This is a genomic window from Polaromonas sp. P2_G11 (genome assembly GCF_056403595.1).
On record NZ_JBFUFE010000006.1, the window covers coordinates 108,966 to 124,642 of the forward strand.

The window sequence follows — 15,677 nt, forward strand, 5'->3', positions numbered from 1 at the left end:
ACTGCACACATGTCCAGATCCCTGCAGCCCAACCGACTCAACATGACCGCTTTCGCCCAGGATGGCGTGGCGCTTTCCGAGACTACTTTGCTACGAAATATGGAGCGCCTTGCGCACGAAGCGCAAGGGTTGCAGGCTGATTCGGCAGTGAAATGGCAGGCGGTCGGCGAATTGCGCCCACGCCCGGGCGTTGAAGACGACGTATGGTTGCATCTGACGGCTGAGGCCGTTGTGCCTTTAACCTGCCAGCGCTGTATGGGTGTGGTTGCCACACCTGTAGAGGTGGACCAGTGGTACCGCTTTGTGGCCAATGAAGACATTGCCATGGCCGAGGACGACCAGTCTGAAGAGGATTTGCTGGTGATGGAGCCCCAGTTCGATTTGCTCGCTGTGCTGGAAGATGAATTGCTGATGGCCCTGCCGCTGGTGCCCATGCACGAGGTGTGTCCTGTCGCGCCCAAACTGCAGGCGGGCGACCTTGGTGACAATGCAGATTCGGTGGACGAGGGTAGTGAAAAACCCAATCCCTTTGCGGTTCTGGCGCAGCTTAAAGCAAAAAAGTAGTAATTTAGAATTACATATTTCTCAGGTAAAGCTCCTGGATTTGTCGGCATTTCACCAGTCGCGGGTTGAGGTGATGAAATTTCTCTCGCATCGAGCTATAATCAAAGGCTTCGCGTACCAATGCGGTGAATACGGTGACATGGCGTTTAGACCGCCTTGGGCCGATATTCAGGTCCAGCTGTCTGAACTCGGATTTTGGTGCGTAATTTACCAACCTTACACCCCATCAGGAGCGGATCATGGCCGTCCAGCAGAACAAAAAGTCACCTTCGAAGCGCGGCATGCACCGCTCGCACAACGCACTCACCGTGCCAGGCATTGCCGTGGAATCCACCACCGGCGAAACCCACCTGCGCCACCACATCAGCCCTACCGGTTTTTACCGTGGCCGCAAGGTGCTGAAAACCAAATCCGAAGCGTAATTCCACGCTTTGAGCATGGGCCCGCACTCATCCTGCGGGCCTTTCTTTTGCCTGAATTCCACTCTCTCTTGACTGCACCGGTCGCCCCATGATCAGGATCGCTGTCGATGCCATGGGCGGCGATATCGGCCCAGCCGTCACGCTCCCGGCCAGCCTGGCATTCCTGGATGGTCATCCGGATGCTGCTGTGGTGCTGGTCGGCCAGCCTGAAGTCCTCGCCGGGCACCCGTTGTACCCCCGCCTTCAAGCCCATCCGCGCTGCCAGATCGTTCCGGCCAGCGAGATCGTCACCATGGACGATCCCATCGAGATCGCCTTGCGGCGCAAGAAGAACTCCTCGATGCGGGTCGCGATGAACCAGGTCAAGGATGGTGTGGCCCAGGCGGCCGTGTCGGCCGGCAATACCGGCGCCTTGATGGCCATTGCCCGCTATGTCCTCAAAACCCTGGAGGGCATAGACCGTCCGGCCATTGCTACCCAGCTGCCCAATGCCCTGGGCGGCGCCACCACGGTGCTGGACCTGGGTGCCAATGTCGACTGCACCGAAGATCACCTGCTGCAGTTTGCCGTGATGGGATCCGCCCTTGTGGCAGCCATCACCAGCAACCCCACGCCCAGTGTCGGCCTGCTCAATATTGGCGAAGAGGCGATAAAAGGTAGTGAAATTATAAAAAAAGCCGGCGAATTGTTGCGTTCTGCGTCTAATTCCGGTGATTTGAATTTTTACGGGAATGTCGAAGGTAACGATATTTTCAAGGGAACGACCGATATCGTCGTCTGTGACGGTTTTGTGGGCAACGTCGCGCTCAAGGCTAGTGAAGGTCTTGCAAGCATGATCGGCGGCTTCATAAAAGCTGAGTTTTCCCGCAATGTTTTGACAAAAATTGCGGCCATCATTGCTTATCCGGTGCTAACTGCGTTTAAAAATCGGGTTGACCACAGGCGATACAACGGCGCCGCCCTGCTCGGTCTTCAAGGTCTGGTTTTCAAAAGCCACGGCTCAGCGGACGCCTTTGCTTTTGAGACGGCGCTGAATCGGGCTTATGATGCGGCTCGGAACAATTTGCTTGAGAGAGTGCGCGAACGCATAGCCCATGCGGCCCCTTTGCTGGTGGCAGCGCAGGCGGCGCCCCCTGCTGATGCGCCTGTCGACACCTCCTCAATGCCAGTTGACTCAGCAGTCTCAACACCGGCCACTTATTAATGACCCGTTACTCACGCATCACCGGCACCGGTAGTTATTTGCCGCCGCGCCGACTGACCAATGCCGAATTGGCCGCCGACCTGGCGACCCGGGGTGTAGAAACCTCCGATGAATGGATTGTGGAGCGCACCGGCATCCGGGCCCGCCACTTTGCCGCGTCCGACGTGACCAGCAGCGACCTGGGTGTAGAAGCCGCCAAAAATGCCCTGCAGGCCGCGGGTCTGCAGGCTGCCGATATCGACCTCATCATCGTGGCGACCTCGACCCCGGACATGGTGTTTCCCTCGGCAGCCTGCATTTTGCAGAACAAACTGGGCATCGCCGGTTGCCCGGCCTTTGACGTGCAAGCTGTGTGCAGCGGGTTCGTCTATGCATTGACCGTGGCCGACGCCATGATCCGCACCGGTTCGGCCAGCAAAGCGCTGGTGATCGGCGCTGAAGTGTTCTCGCGCATCCTGGACTTTTCAGACCGGACCACCTGTGTGCTTTTTGGCGATGGCGCCGGCGCCGTGGTGCTCGAAACCTCGGACACGCCCGGCATTCTTGCCAGCGACCTGCATGCCGACGGCAGGCATGTCGGCATCCTGTGTGTGCCGGGCAATGTCTCGGGTGGTCAGATCCTGGGCGACCCCTTGCTCAAGATGGACGGTCAGGCCGTGTTCAAGCTGGCTGTGGGCGTGCTCGAAAGCGCCGCGCGCGCTACGCTGGCAAAAGCCAACATGACTGATGCCGACATCGACTGGCTGATTCCACATCAGGCCAACATCCGCATCATGCAGAGCACGGCCAAAAAACTGAAGATGCCGCTCGAGAAGCTGATTGTCACCGTCGACCAGCACGGAAACACCTCTGCGGCTTCTATCCCGCTCGCGCTGGATGTAGCCGTGCGCAGCGGCAAGATCCAAAAAGGCGACACACTCATGCTCGAAGGTGTGGGCGGCGGCTTTACCTGGGGTGCGGTGCTTCTCAACTACTGAGTGGCTCCCACCCATCTGCCAGGCTTTCACAGACAGGTGGGCATTTGAATTTCAGACCGTCCGGTGCATGGGATCGCCTTGCAGCAGCCTTGCTGGTGCTGGCTTTCGTCCTGGCTGGGTGGAAAATCCTGCAGCGCCCACCGGCCACCCCTTTTGCGGCATTGCCGTCCAGCCCTTCAGCTGATGCCGTCAAGTCCTTGCCTCGCGCGGGCTTGCCGGCACAGCAACTTTCGCCGGACGGCCGCTTTCGTTTTGATGCGCAATTTGTCTCATCTTCTCCCGGCCAGGCTGTGCATGCAGCTTCCCTCGTGGAGTTGCGCGATGGTCGCTTGCGCGCGGTCTGGTTTTCGGGCTCGCGCGAAGGCGCGGGGGATGTCACCATCCAGACCGCGGTGATGGACCCCGCCAGTCTGCGCTGGAGCGCGGAAAGCACGCTGTTCAACCGTCAAACACTTCAGCAGGGCCTGTGGCGCTATGTCAAGAAACTGGGCAATCCGGTGATCGCCCGCGCGCCCGATGGTTCACTCTGCCTGTGGATGGTCAACGTTTCGTTGGGCGGATGGGCGGGCAGCTCTATCAGCTGGGCGCGTTCCACGGATGAAGGCGCGACCTGGAGCATGCCACGCCGCCTGGTGACGTCGCCCTTCCTGAACATCAGTACGCTGGTCAAAGGAGCACCCGTCAGCTTTGAAAGCGGCGAAACCGGCTTGCCGGTGTACCACGAGTTCGTCACCAAATTCGGAGAAGTGCTGCGTATCAACGCTCTGGGCCAGGTCGTCGACAAAGTTCGCGTTCCCGGTAGTCGCACCGGTCTGCAGCCGGTTGTGCTGGTTTCGGGGCCAGAGAAGGCGCAGGTCTACATGCGCTCAGGCAATGCCACGGCGCTGATGGCTTCAGATACCACGGATGCCGGCAAGACCTGGTCGCGCGCGCATGCAAGCACCTGGCCCAATCCGGACTCCGCTGTGGCCGGCGTCATGACGAACATCGGCACGCAATGGTTGGCCCTGAACCCGGCGCCCCGAAATCGCGAAATGCTGGCCTTGTTGCAAACGGCGGCGGGCGGCTCGTTTGACGGGCTAAGCCCATGGATCGTCGAATCGTCCGCCAACCCGCAGTTGCGCACGTCCCTCATCGACTATGAGCGCCTGCTGACTCAGGAGCTCAAAGCCCGCGGCGCCAGCGACGGCGAAGCCCAGTCCTATGTAGCCAGTGCCCGGCGCCAGTTGTGCGGAGACCAGAGCTGCTCCCAGGAATTTTCTTATCCTTACTTGCTGCAAACCCGCGACGGCTACCTGCATCTCGTCTATACCTGGCATCGCACGCGCATCAAGCACGTGCGGCTGGATCCCCTGCAAACCCTCCAGGCCGCGCAAGCGGCGACCGGCCATGCTTCCTCCGGCAAATGATCTGATCGCCTTGTTCGGCATCAACCTGGTGCTCAGCGCCGGGTGTCTGCGGCTGCTGAGCTGGCGGCATGGCGCCACGCTGTGGCGCAAGTTTGCTACTGCCGCGGTGTTTGTACTTCTGTGGTGCCCGGTGGGGCCGGCCCGTTTACCGCTCGTGGCCTATGTGCGCGGCATCAGCTCGGACCTGAGCATTTCTTTGGTGGCACTCGCCTGTCTTGGCATGTACCAGCGCCTGTCGGGCGTCCGCTTGACGGATACCCGCGAGTGCATGCTGGTGAGTGTTGTCCTTGCTGTGGGCGCATTGTTCTTGTACCCGTTGGCCCTGGGCTGGGGTGACTGGGATGCCTACCGGCTGGGCTGGGGTTCGCCAGTTCTCTGGGCGGTGCTTCTGGCGCTGTCGCTGGCATGCTGGGCCAGGGGATTTCGTTTGCTGCCCTTGCTGATCGCTCTGGCTTTACTGGCCTGGGCTGCGGGGTCGCTGGAGTCCACCAATTTGTGGGACTACCTGATAGACCCCTGGCTGGCCGTTGCGGCTATCTATCAGTGCGTCAAATCGGCTGTCGGATGGGGTTTTGCACGGCTGCGTGGTGCGCACAATGGCGCTATACCGTCGTCAGTCTGACAGACTGTGCTTCAAAAAATGACTGTTCATCTTCTTAAAATGCATGCGGATGCTTTTCAGCGATCCAAGAATTCGACCCATGGAGTAATCATTTGAAATCGTTTGCTATTGTTTTTCCCGGCCAGGGTTCGCAGTCGGTCGGCATGCTGGACGCCTGGGGCGACCATCCGGTGGTTGTGCAGGCGCTGGCCGAAGCTTCCGAGGCGCTTGGCGAGGATGTCGGCCGACTGATCAAGGACGGCCCCAAGGAGGCGCTGGCGCTGACCACGAACACGCAGCCTGTCATGCTGGTCGCCGGCGTGGCGGCTTACCGTGCCTGGATGGCCGAAACCGGTACCGCGCCGGCCGCGGTCGCGGGCCACTCGCTGGGTGAATACTCCGCTCTGGTGGCTTCAGGCGTGTTGACGCTCGCGCAAGCCGCACCGTTGGTGCGCTTTCGTGCGCAGGCCATGCAGGACGCAGTGCCGGTCGGTGTGGGCGCGATGGCGGCCATTCTGGGCATGGAAGCCTCCAAAGTGATTGAAGGCTGTGCCGAGGCCGCACGCAGCTTTGGGGCCAACACCACCGAAGTGGTCGAAGCCGTCAATTTCAACGACCCGATGCAGACTGTCATCGCGGGCAGCAAGGCTGCGGTTGAGAAAGCCTGCGAAGTGCTCAAGGCCAACGGTGCCAAGCGCGCCTTGCCCCTGCCGGTGTCGGCTCCCTTCCACTCCAGCCTGATGAAGCCCGCAGCCGAGAAGCTGCGCGAGAAGCTGGCCGCAGTCGAGTTCGCAGCGCCGAAGATCCCGGTCATCAACAACGTAGAGGTAGCCGTCGAGACTGATGCTGACCGCATTCGCGCGGCGCTGTACGGGCAGGCTTTCGGCCCCGTGCGTTGGGTGGAATGCGTGCAGGCCATCAAGGCACGCGGCCTCACGACGCTGGTCGAGTGCGGGCCTGGCAAGGTGCTGGCCGGCATGGCCAAAAGAATCGATCCCGAATTGACGGGTGTCCCCCTGTTTGATCCCGCCTCCCTGGCGGAAGTGAAGGAGTTACTGGCATGAGCGAAGTCAAGTTTGAAGGCCAGGTCGCACTGGTCACCGGCGCATCGCGCGGTATTGGCGCGGCCATTGCGCTGGAGCTGGCCCAAAAAGGCCTCAAAGTGATAGGCACGGCGACCAGCGATGAAGGCGCGGCCAAAATCGGCCAGGCCCTTGCGGCTTTCCCGGGTTGCGCCGGCAAAAACCTGAATGTGAACGACGTTACCGCCGCTGAAGCGCTGATCGACGCCATCGTCAAGGAGCACGGTGGCCTGCAGGTGCTGGTCAACAACGCGGGCATCACACGCGACATGCTGGCAATGCGGCTCAAGGATGACGATTGGGATGCGGTGCTGGACACCAACCTCAAGGCCGTGTTCCGCATGAGCCGCGCCGTGATGCGCACCATGATGAAGCAGCGCTACGGCCGCATCATCAGCATCACATCCGTCGTTGGTGCCTCGGGCAACGCGGGCCAATCCAATTATGCGGCAGCCAAGGCCGGCGTGGCCGGCATGACGCGCGCACTGGCGCGCGAGCTCGGCTCGCGTAACATCACCGTCAATTGCGTCGCGCCGGGCTTTATCGAGACCGACATGACCGCCGGATTGCCGGAAGAGCAGCAAAAAGCACTTTTAGGGCAGATCCCGCTGGGCCATCTTGGCAAACCGCAAGACATTGCGCACGCTGTGGCCTTTGTGGCGAGTCCGCAGGCGGCCTACATCACAGGCCAGGAGATTCACGTCAACGGCGGCATGTATATGTAGCTCTTGAGGCGTCAGCCCCGCAGTTTCATGAAAACGGCAGGCTGACAGTGGTAAAACACGGGAAATCGAAGCCGGTTTTTATCCGTCCGGCGCGGTGCTTAGGGAAACGACTCTAACGCGGTAAAATCACGGATTAATTTACAACCCTCAGAGGGAACTATGAGCGATATCGAAGCACGTGTTAAGAAAATCATTGCCGAACAACTCGGCGTGGAAGAAGGCCAGGTCACCAGCGAAAAAGCCTTTGTGGCCGATCTGGGCGCTGACTCCCTTGACACCGTAGAACTGGTTATGGCTCTGGAAGACGAGTTCGGCATTGAGATTCCCGACGAAGACGCCGAGAAGATCACCACCGTCCAGAACGCGATTGACTACGCAAACACCCATCAAAAGGCTTGAGGCAAGGCTTTCGCCTGCTTCCGCCGTCATCAAGCCTGAAAAGTCATTCCAGGGCTTTTCGGGTTCTTCTCAGGATTTTTGAATGAGCCGTCGTCGTGTCGTCGTGACAGGTCTGGGTTGTGTCAGCCCGGTAGGTAATACCGTGGCTGAATCCTGGGCCAATCTGATTGCCGGTGTGCCCGGAATTGATCTGATCACGCAGTTTGATGCAAGCAACTTTGCCTGCAAATTTGCTGGTGAGGTCAAAGGCTTCAATATCGCGGATTACATTCCCGAAAAAGAAGCGCGGCACATGGATCGCTTCATTCATCTGGGTCTGGCTGCAGCTTTCCAGGCGGTGGCCGACAGCGGCTTGCCGACAGGCGAGGCGCTCGACGGCGAACTGGCGACCCGCATTGGCTGCAATATCGGTTCGGGCATAGGCGGTTTGCCGATGATCGAGCAAATGCATTCCGAGCTGGTCAATCGCGGCCCGCGCCGGGTGTCTCCGTTTTTTGTACCTGCCTCGATCATCAACATGATTTCCGGGCATGTATCCATCAAATTCGGCTTTAAAGGCCCCAATGTCGCGGTCGTAACGGCCTGTACGACGGGACTTCATGCCATCGGCCTGTCCGCGCGCATGATTGAATATGGTGATTGCGACGTGATGGTGGCCGGTGGCGCTGAGTCCTGCGTCTCTCCGCTGGGCGTAGGCGGCTTTGCCGCAGCGCGTGCCCTGTCCACCCGCAACGAAGACCCGAAAACAGCATCTCGCCCCTGGGACAAGGACCGTGATGGTTTTGTGCTGGGCGAAGGCGGCGGTGTGCTGGTTCTCGAAGAGTACGAGCATGCCAAAGCACGGGGCGCCAGAATTTATGCTGAACTGACCGGGTTCGGCATGAGCGCAGACGCATATCACATGACAGCGCCCGATGTCGACGGACCGCGTCGCTCCATGGTCATGGCGTTGAAGAACGCAGGTGTCAATGCCGACGAAGTCCAGTACCTCAACGCGCATGGCACGTCCACGCCGCTGGGCGACCTGAACGAGACAAACGCCGTCAAGGCGGCGTTCGGCAGTCACGCTAAAAACATGGTGGTCAGCTCGACCAAATCCATGACGGGTCACCTTTTGGGCGGCGCCGGCGGCATTGAGTCGGTGTTTACGGTGCTTTCGCTGTATCACCAGAAAATACCGCCGACCATCAATATCTTCAACCAGGATCCCGAGTGCGACCTGGACTACTGTGCCAATACCGCGCGTGACGCAAAAATCGAGGTTGCCGTCAAAAACAATTTCGGGTTCGGCGGCACCAACGGTACGCTGGTCTTCAAGCGCGCCTGATTTCCCGGCTCACGCACATCCAACAGCCTGCCTTGAGCCTGCACAACGCCCCGCCGGTTGTTTATCCGCTGGGGCGTTCGCGTTTTCTGGGTACTCTTTTGTTGGGTTTATGGCTGTCCGGGCTGCTTTTAGCGATGCTCTGGTATTTCAACGGAAACCGTCAGCTGGATTGGCGCATCGGCCTGGCACTTACTGCCGCTTTGGGCGCTGGTGTGGCAGCACATATTGGTTGGCGAAACTCTCCGGCGGGCCACTTGGCATGGGATGGCGAAGTGTGGCGCTGGGAGAGCCCGGGTTATCAGGCGGGCGTCGCCGAATATGAGCTTTCAGTCCTTGCCGATTTTCAACACTACTTACTGCTTCGGCTTGAAAATTCTGCTCACGCACGGCTGTGGCTCTGGGTGGAGCGCGGCGTCATGCCGGAGCGATGGCTGGACCTGCGCCGGGCGGTCTACTCGCCGCACAAGTCATCTTCCACCTTATCGCCGCACGATTTTCTGCCTGCAGAACCCGTGCCGGCTGTGGCAGTATCGGGGTCTATGCGCCCAGTTGAAGTCACGTCACAAAACCCATGAGCGCTGACCTGCCTCCGCCTCAACTGGAAAAAGCAACCGACAGCGATGCCATGCTGGTGGAGCGCACCGTTGCAGGCGACCAGAAGGCATATGAGCTGCTGGTCATCAAATACCAGCGGCGCATCCAGCGTCTGATAGGCCGTATGGTGCGCGATGTGGACCTGGTGGAAGATATCGCCCAGGAAACGTTCATCCGCGCCTACAGGGCCCTGGCGCAGTTCAGGGGCGAGGCCCAGTTCTACACATGGCTTTACCGGATTGCGGTGAATACCGCCAAAAAGGCCCTGATGGACCTTAAACGGGATCCAACCGTCTCTGAAAACTCCTTTAAATCGGGCCAAAGCGATGAAAGCGATGAAACTTCCCCGCTTGAAAACGAACTAACAAGCTCGGAAACGCCGGAAGCCGTGCTGGCCACCAAGGAAATTGCGGAAATCATCAATGCCGCCATGGAAGCCTTGCCTGAGGAGCTTCGCCAGGCCATTACCCTACGCGAAATAGAAGGGCTGAGCTACGAAGAGATTTCAGAGGCGATGGATTGCCCTATCGGTACAGTGCGGTCACGGATTTTCAGGGCGCGCGAGGCAATTTCGCAGAAGGTGAAACCGTTGCTGGAAAACCAGAGCGGCAAGCGTTGGTGAAGCCGCAGCACCCAGGAGCCATCCATGAACCCACGAATCAGACCCCGTATTTTGAGCCTTTCAAAACGGCAGTTCCGCTGCCCACGAACATGATGAAACCGTCAATGCAAACCAGCGAACTCATGTCTGCCCTGGCCGATGGCCAATTGGACGGGGACGAACTTGTGGCTGCGCTCGATGCCAGCCGGCGCGACGATTCAGCGGTCGCCGCCTGGGACGCCTATCACCTGATTGGCGATGCCTTGCGGTCGCCTGCGCTTCGGACCAAAGGGGTGGACATGGCCTTTTTGGCGCGCCTGAACCAGCGCCTTGCCCAGGAAACCCCGGCCGGTTCGAATTTTCATCCTGCTGTTCCGGCTCTGGATGTTGTTCAGGTACCCGTGCAAGCAATGTCTCAACCGCATGGCGAAGCCGCCAATGACAGCGATTTCCGCTGGAAGCTGGTAGCAGGATTTGCCTCACTCGCCGCGGTGGCTGCCATTGCGTGGAATGCCTCCGGCTTGCTGGCACCCGGCTCGGCGCCGCAGCTTGCCCAGGCGCCACTGTCACAACAGGTGTTGGTTGCTTCGCCCCAAGGCCCAATGGTGCGGGATGCCCGGCTGGAGGAACTGCTGGCTGCACACAAGCAGCTGGGGGGCACATCGGCCCTGCAGGAGCCCTCGGGCTTCTTGCGCAATGCCACCTTTGAAACGCCGCAAAATGCAGGACGCTGAGCGGGCGCCTGCTTGTCGCCGGGCTTTGGAAACCTCATGAAATTCAAGCTATTTCGCCTTCTAGCCCTTGCGGGATGTGCGCTGCCAGCTATGAATTTTGTAGCGGCACAGGTGCCGCCGCCGGCCCCTGCTGCGACGCCCGTGGAATCCCGCAACATCAACGATTGGCTGATGCGCATGCACGAGGCTTCCAAAAAGCGCTCATACATCGGCACCTTTGTCGTCTCTTCCGGTGGTGCCATGTCCAGTGCGAAGATTTGGCATGTTTGCGAGGGCGACCAGCAAATGGAGCGGGTAGAAACGCTGACGGGGGCACCGCGCTCGATTTTTCGCCATAACGACCAGGTGGTCACCTTCATGCCGGACCACAAGGTGGTTCGCAGTGAAAAGCGCGAGTCGCTGGGTATGTTCCCCCAGTTGCTGCAGTCAACCGATAACCGGATTGCCGACTATTACAAGGTCCGTCAGGAGGGTACCGAGCGTGTGGCGGGCGTCGAGGCCGATATCGTGCTGCTGGCGCCCAAAGACAACATGCGGTTTGGCTACCGGGTCTGGACAGAACAGAAGAAAGGCCTGGTCGTGAAGCTGCAGACGCTCGATACCGACGGCAAGGTCCTGGAACAGGCGGCATTTTCAGAATTGCAGCTCGATGCTCCGGTCAAAATGGACAAGCTCCTCCAGATGATGGGCAAGGTCGACGGTTACCGTGTGGAAAAGCCTGTTCTCATGAAGACCACGGCAAGCGCGGAAGGCTGGCTCCTGAAGGCGCCTGTGGCGGGCTTTAAACCCATGAGTTGCTACAAGCGGCCGGCGACGGCACTGGCGCCTGCTGGCACTGCGGCCGGTGAAGAGCCCCTGCAGTGGATTTTCTCGGATGGTTTGGCATCGGTGTCGATTTTTGTAGAACCGTTCGACCGCCAGCGCCACGGTCAGGAATCGAGCCTGTCGATGGGCGCCACCCAGACGATTACCAGGCAGCTCGACGCCTATTGGGTCACCGTGATGGGTGAAGTCCCCATGGGCACCTTGAAGCTTTTTGCGGGCGGGCTGGAGCGCAAGAAATAATATGCACCTGCGCTCCTGATACTTTTCCCGGGGCCCACGTGCTGCAACAGTTTTCTCCGGCGCCAGCCTTGGATTGCCGCCGGGTGTGATTGCCGGATGACAACATTTATGACGAGGCTGATGATGCTTGAATTGAACTGGAAACCCCTGCGCTCCTGCCTGACGGCGGCCATCGTAGGAAGCACGGCGGTCCTGGCGGTGCTGCCGGTCGCGCCGGTCTGGGCGCAGAACCGTACATTGCCGGATTTCACGGACCTGGTGGAGCAGGTGGGTCCTTCGGTGGTCAATATCCGCACCCTGGAGAAAGCCAAGGCAGCGGCTTCAGGGAGTGCGGACGAACAGATGCTGGAATTCTTCAAGCGCTTTGGCATACCGATCCCCCCCAATATGCCCCGCGCACCCCGGCCGGACCGCAGCCCTCAGCCTGACGAAGACCAGCCACGCGGCGTCGGGTCGGGTTTCATCCTGACGGCCGACGGCTTTGTGATGACCAACGCGCATGTGGTCGAAGGCGCTGATGAAGTCATTGTCACGTTGACCGACAAGCGCGAATTCAAAGCCAAAATCATCGGTGCGGACAAGCGCAGTGACGTTGCCGTCGTCAAGATTGAAGCGACGGGGCTGCCCGCAGTGAAGATTGGCGACATCAACCGCCTCAAGGTCGGGGAATGGGTGATGGCCATCGGCTCGCCATTTGGCCTGGAAAACACCGTGACTGCAGGTATCGTGAGTGCCAAGCAGCGGGATACCGGCGACTACCTGCCGTTTATCCAGACCGACGTGGCCATCAACCCCGGCAACTCCGGCGGGCCCCTGATCAATATGCGCGGTGAGGTGGTTGGCATCAACAGCCAAATTTATTCGCGCTCCGGCGGCTTCCAGGGCATTTCCTTTTCCATTCCCATAGATGAGGCAGCGCGCGTGTCCGATCAGTTGCGCACGAGCGGCAAGGTCACGCGGGGCCGCATCGGTGTGCAGATCGACCAGGTCACCAAAGAGGTGGCGGAATCGATTGGCCTGGGCAAGGCGCAGGGCGCACTGGTCAGGGGTGTTGAGAGCGGCGCACCCGCAGAAAAAGCGGGCATTGAAGCTGGCGACATCATCATCAAGTTCGACGGCAAACCGATTGAAAAATCCAGCGACTTGCCGCGCATGGTCGGCAACGTGAAGCCGGGGACCAAGGCCGTGGTGACTGTCTTCAGGCGCGGCGCGAGCAAGGACCTTTCGGTCACGATTGGTGAGGTCGAGGCCGAAAAACCCGCGCGCAAGGCTTCGGCGGGCCCTGAGCCCAAGCCCCCGGTGGCGGGTGCAGCACAGGCTTTGGGTCTGGCCGTTAGTGAAGTGCCCGATGCACAGAAGAAAGAGCTGAAGGTCAAGGGTGGCGTCAAGGTGGACACCGCCGAAGGAGCTGCTGCGCGGGCCGGCCTGAAAGAAGGCGACGTGATTGTGGCGATTGCCAACTCCGAAGTCACCAGCGTCAAGGAATTTGAAGCGGCCCTTGCCAAAATCGACAAGTCCAAGGCCATCAACGTGTTGTTCCGCCGGGGTGAGTGGGCGCAATACGCATTGATCAGGCCTTCCCGCTGAAGGCGCTACCCAGGGCGCTTTCTCGCGGCGGCGCGGCAGCATGTGCGGCTGTCTTTAACCCCCATACCCTGCCGGGCTATGGGGGTTTTTGATGTCTGGCGCGGGAATTTGGTGCTTCGCAAAAATATATTTTGCGAGGGGCCAGACCTGATTTTTTGTTAGTGATTACTCACAATAAAGTGGTCCATGGACCATTTTCGGTAGAATATGAGCTCCCGCCTGCGCTATTTCGATATATCGGAATGGCTAAAGACCTGGTTTCTCTCTTTATTTTGAGTAATACCGAACGCTCCACAGATCACCCACAAGTTGTCCAGAGACAAGCAGTATAAAATTGTGAATAAGTTGTGCATAAGATCCATGTTGCTAGCCTGCAACGACAAAAATATGGCCATTTCGGGACTGTTCGGCTCCGACTTTTTGCCTACAATGAAGTTCCAACTATCGCAGTTGCCATAGATTGTTGGTTCAGGGCGCGTCGCTACTCGACGCGCCCTTTTTTATGGCCCTCGCGAATTCCATTCAATCTCTTCGCAATACTTTCAAGTACTTAGGCGTTCTCGTTGATGAATCACATCAGAAATTTTTCGATCATTGCCCACATTGATCACGGCAAATCCACGCTGGCTGACCGTCTCATCCAGCGTTGCGGCGGTTTGCAGGACAGAGAGATGAGCGCGCAGGTTCTGGATTCGATGGATATTGAAAAAGAGCGTGGGATAACCATCAAGGCGCAGACCGCTGCGCTCAAATACAAGGCACTCAACGGCGAGGTCTACAACCTCAATCTGATCGACACGCCGGGCCACGTCGACTTCTCTTATGAAGTGAGCCGCTCGCTGTCCGCATGCGAGGGGGCGCTGCTGGTGGTGGACGCCAGCCAGGGTGTGGAAGCACAGACCGTCGCCAACTGCTACACCGCGCTGGACCTCGGCGTGGAAGTCGTGCCGGTGCTCAACAAGATGGACTTGCCGCAGGCCGACCCTGATAACGCCAAGCAGGAAATCGAAGAAGTGATCGGTATCGACGCGACCGATGCGATTCCCTGCAGTGCCAAGACGGGCATGGGTATCGATGAAATCCTGGAGGCCGTCGTTGCCAGAATTCCGCCGCCCAAAGGTAATCCAGGCGGCCCGTTGCGCGCCATGATCATTGACAGTTGGTACGACGCTTATGTGGGCGTCGTCATGCTGGTGCGTGTTGTGGACGGCCGGCTTGCCAAGGGTGACCGTATCAAGCTGATGGCCAGCGAGGCGATGTACAACGCCGAGCAATTAGGCGTCTTTACTCCGCATACCGAGCCTCGCCAGGCACTCGAATCCGGCGAGGTGGGTTTTGTCATCGCTGGCATCAAGGAGCTTCAGGCGGCGCGGGTCGGCGACACCGTGACCCTGATCAAGCCCGGGACAGGCGGCGCTGCCTTTACCGCCACCGAGGCCTTGCCCGGCTTCAAGGAAATCCAGCCTGCGGTGTTTGCCGGCCTGTATCCCTCAGAGGCCAGTGAATACGAATCCCTGCGCGATGCACTGGAAAAACTCAAGCTCAATGATGCGTCGCTGCACTATGAGCCGGAGGTCAGCGAAGCGTTGGGTTTCGGGTTTCGCTGCGGTTTCCTGGGGCTGCTGCACATGGAGATCGTCCAGGAGCGGCTCGAGCGGGAATTCGATCAGGATCTGATCACGACGGCCCCCAGTGTGGTCTATGAAGTTCTCCAATCCGACGGAACCCTCCTCAAGGTTGAAAATCCCTCCAAAATTCCCGACGGCGGAAAGGTCAACGAGATCCGCGAGCCCATCGTGACCGTGCACTTGTATATGCCGCAGGACTATGTGGGCGCCGTGATGACGCTGGCCAACCAGAAACGCGGCGTCCAGCTGAACATGGCTTACCACGGCAAGCAGGTCATGTTGACCTACGAAATGCCACTGGGCGAGATCGTGCTGGACTTCTTCGACAAGCTCAAGTCCGTCTCCCGCGGCTATGCGTCAATGGACTACGAATTCAAGGAGTTCCGGGCATCCGATGTGGTCAAGGTGGACATCTTGCTGAACGGCGAGAAGGTCGATGCGCTGTCCATCATCGTCCACCGCAGCCAGTCGGCCTACCGCGGCCGGGCGGTGGTGGCCAAAATGCGCGAGATCATTTCCCGGCAGCAATTCGATGTGGCCATCCAGGCGGCGATCGGGGCCAACATTATTGCGCGTGAGACAATCAAGGCGCTGCGCAAAAACGTGATCGCCAAGTGCTACGGCGGCGATATTTCACGCAAACGCAAGCTCCTTGAAAAACAAAAAGCGGGTAAAAAACGCATGAAACAAATCGGTTCCGTTGAAGTCCCTCAGGAAGCCTTCCTGGCCATTTTGCAGGTGGAAGATTGATGCGCGGC

At 59.2% G+C, this 15,677-nt stretch carries 16 protein-coding genes; all 16 read left to right on the forward strand.

The genetic code is table 11. The annotated features are described in order from the left end of the window. Positions 1–9: 9 nt before the first annotated feature. The 16 genes from AC1DWQ_RS20585 to lepA all read left to right on the forward strand — a co-directional run bounded on the left by AC1DWQ_RS20585 (position 10) and on the right by lepA (position 15,669). On the forward strand, positions 10–564 hold the full coding sequence (locus AC1DWQ_RS20585) for a YceD family protein (RefSeq protein WP_477671313.1): 555 nt from the start codon (positions 10–12) through the stop codon (positions 562–564). Positions 565–803: 239 nt separating this feature from the next. After that, the gene (gene rpmF, locus AC1DWQ_RS20590; RefSeq protein ID WP_007873878.1) at positions 804–986 is read left to right on the forward strand and encodes a 50S ribosomal protein L32; all 183 of its coding nucleotides are present in this window, start codon (positions 804–806) and stop codon (positions 984–986) included. 88 nt (positions 987–1,074) lie between these two features. Beyond that, positions 1,075–2,190 (forward strand): phosphate acyltransferase PlsX, encoded by a 1,116-nt coding sequence (gene plsX / locus AC1DWQ_RS20595; protein WP_477671314.1) that lies wholly within the window; start codon positions 1,075–1,077, stop codon positions 2,188–2,190. Then, the gene (locus tag AC1DWQ_RS20600) at positions 2,190–3,167 is read left to right on the forward strand and encodes a beta-ketoacyl-ACP synthase III (protein ID WP_477671315.1); all 978 of its coding nucleotides are present in this window, start codon (positions 2,190–2,192) and stop codon (positions 3,165–3,167) included. The genes plsX and AC1DWQ_RS20600 overlap by 1 nt, the downstream gene beginning before the upstream one ends. 44 nt (positions 3,168–3,211) lie before the next feature. Next, positions 3,212–4,576, forward strand: coding sequence for a sialidase family protein (locus AC1DWQ_RS20605; protein ID WP_477671316.1), 1,365 nt, complete (start codon positions 3,212–3,214; stop codon positions 4,574–4,576). Next, positions 4,557–5,198, forward strand: coding sequence for a hypothetical protein (locus AC1DWQ_RS20610; RefSeq protein ID WP_477671317.1), 642 nt, complete (start codon positions 4,557–4,559; stop codon positions 5,196–5,198). The genes AC1DWQ_RS20605 and AC1DWQ_RS20610 overlap by 20 nt, the downstream gene beginning before the upstream one ends. Before the next feature lie 92 nt (positions 5,199–5,290). After that, complete coding sequence (gene fabD, locus AC1DWQ_RS20615) at positions 5,291–6,241, forward strand: ACP S-malonyltransferase (RefSeq protein WP_477671318.1); 951 nt, start codon at positions 5,291–5,293, stop codon at positions 6,239–6,241. After that, positions 6,238–6,984, forward strand: a complete 747-nt coding sequence (gene fabG / locus AC1DWQ_RS20620) for a 3-oxoacyl-ACP reductase FabG (RefSeq protein ID WP_457279385.1) — start codon at positions 6,238–6,240, stop codon at positions 6,982–6,984. Before fabD ends, fabG begins: the two co-directional genes overlap by 4 nt. Before the next feature lie 159 nt (positions 6,985–7,143). Then, positions 7,144–7,383: an acyl carrier protein gene (gene acpP, locus AC1DWQ_RS20625; protein WP_011484542.1), complete on the forward strand. Its 240-nt coding sequence runs from the start codon at positions 7,144–7,146 to the stop codon at positions 7,381–7,383. A gap of 82 nt (positions 7,384–7,465) precedes the next feature. Next, complete coding sequence (gene fabF / locus AC1DWQ_RS20630; protein WP_457279384.1) at positions 7,466–8,710, forward strand: beta-ketoacyl-ACP synthase II; 1,245 nt, start codon at positions 7,466–7,468, stop codon at positions 8,708–8,710. Between the two features lie 32 nt (positions 8,711–8,742). After that, positions 8,743–9,285, forward strand: a complete 543-nt coding sequence (locus AC1DWQ_RS20635; RefSeq protein WP_477671319.1) for a hypothetical protein — start codon at positions 8,743–8,745, stop codon at positions 9,283–9,285. Next, complete coding sequence (gene rpoE, locus AC1DWQ_RS20640; RefSeq protein WP_457279382.1) at positions 9,282–9,926, forward strand: RNA polymerase sigma factor RpoE; 645 nt, start codon at positions 9,282–9,284, stop codon at positions 9,924–9,926. The genes AC1DWQ_RS20635 and rpoE overlap by 4 nt, the downstream gene beginning before the upstream one ends. 104 nt (positions 9,927–10,030) lie before the next feature. After that, entirely contained in the window at positions 10,031–10,639 is a 609-nt protein-coding gene (locus tag AC1DWQ_RS20645; RefSeq protein ID WP_477671320.1) for a sigma-E factor negative regulatory protein, read from the forward strand. Positions 10,640–10,675: 36 nt separating this feature from the next. After that, on the forward strand, positions 10,676–11,704 hold the full coding sequence (locus tag AC1DWQ_RS20650; protein WP_477671321.1) for a MucB/RseB C-terminal domain-containing protein: 1,029 nt from the start codon (positions 10,676–10,678) through the stop codon (positions 11,702–11,704). A 123-nt stretch (positions 11,705–11,827) separates the two neighbouring features. Beyond that, the gene (locus AC1DWQ_RS20655; RefSeq protein WP_477666242.1) at positions 11,828–13,291 is read left to right on the forward strand and encodes a DegQ family serine endoprotease; all 1,464 of its coding nucleotides are present in this window, start codon (positions 11,828–11,830) and stop codon (positions 13,289–13,291) included. A gap of 566 nt (positions 13,292–13,857) precedes the next feature. Beyond that, on the forward strand, positions 13,858–15,669 hold the full coding sequence (gene lepA / locus AC1DWQ_RS20660; protein WP_477671322.1) for a translation elongation factor 4: 1,812 nt from the start codon (positions 13,858–13,860) through the stop codon (positions 15,667–15,669). Positions 15,670–15,677 lie beyond the last annotated feature (8 nt).

Excerpts from the sequence above, each read along its gene's own strand:
- AC1DWQ_RS20585 (WP_477671313.1), top strand. The coding sequence starts at position 10 with ATGTCCAGATCCCTGCAGCCCAACCGACTCAACATGACCGCTTTCGCC.
- rpmF (WP_007873878.1), top strand. The coding sequence starts at position 804 with ATGGCCGTCCAGCAGAACAAAAAGTCACCTTCGAAGCGCGGCATGCAC.
- plsX (WP_477671314.1), top strand. The coding sequence starts at position 1,075 with ATGATCAGGATCGCTGTCGATGCCATGGGCGGCGATATCGGCCCAGCC.
- AC1DWQ_RS20600 (WP_477671315.1), top strand. The coding sequence starts at position 2,190 with ATGACCCGTTACTCACGCATCACCGGCACCGGTAGTTATTTGCCGCCG.
- AC1DWQ_RS20610 (WP_477671317.1), top strand. The coding sequence starts at position 4,557 with ATGCTTCCTCCGGCAAATGATCTGATCGCCTTGTTCGGCATCAACCTG.
- fabG (WP_457279385.1), top strand. The coding sequence starts at position 6,238 with ATGAGCGAAGTCAAGTTTGAAGGCCAGGTCGCACTGGTCACCGGCGCA.
- acpP (WP_011484542.1), top strand. The coding sequence starts at position 7,144 with ATGAGCGATATCGAAGCACGTGTTAAGAAAATCATTGCCGAACAACTC.
- fabF (WP_457279384.1), top strand. The coding sequence starts at position 7,466 with ATGAGCCGTCGTCGTGTCGTCGTGACAGGTCTGGGTTGTGTCAGCCCG.
- rpoE (WP_457279382.1), top strand. The coding sequence starts at position 9,282 with ATGAGCGCTGACCTGCCTCCGCCTCAACTGGAAAAAGCAACCGACAGC.
- AC1DWQ_RS20645 (WP_477671320.1), top strand. The coding sequence starts at position 10,031 with ATGCAAACCAGCGAACTCATGTCTGCCCTGGCCGATGGCCAATTGGAC.
- AC1DWQ_RS20650 (WP_477671321.1), top strand. The coding sequence starts at position 10,676 with ATGAAATTCAAGCTATTTCGCCTTCTAGCCCTTGCGGGATGTGCGCTG.
- AC1DWQ_RS20655 (WP_477666242.1), top strand. The coding sequence starts at position 11,828 with ATGCTTGAATTGAACTGGAAACCCCTGCGCTCCTGCCTGACGGCGGCC.
- lepA (WP_477671322.1), top strand. The coding sequence starts at position 13,858 with ATGAATCACATCAGAAATTTTTCGATCATTGCCCACATTGATCACGGC.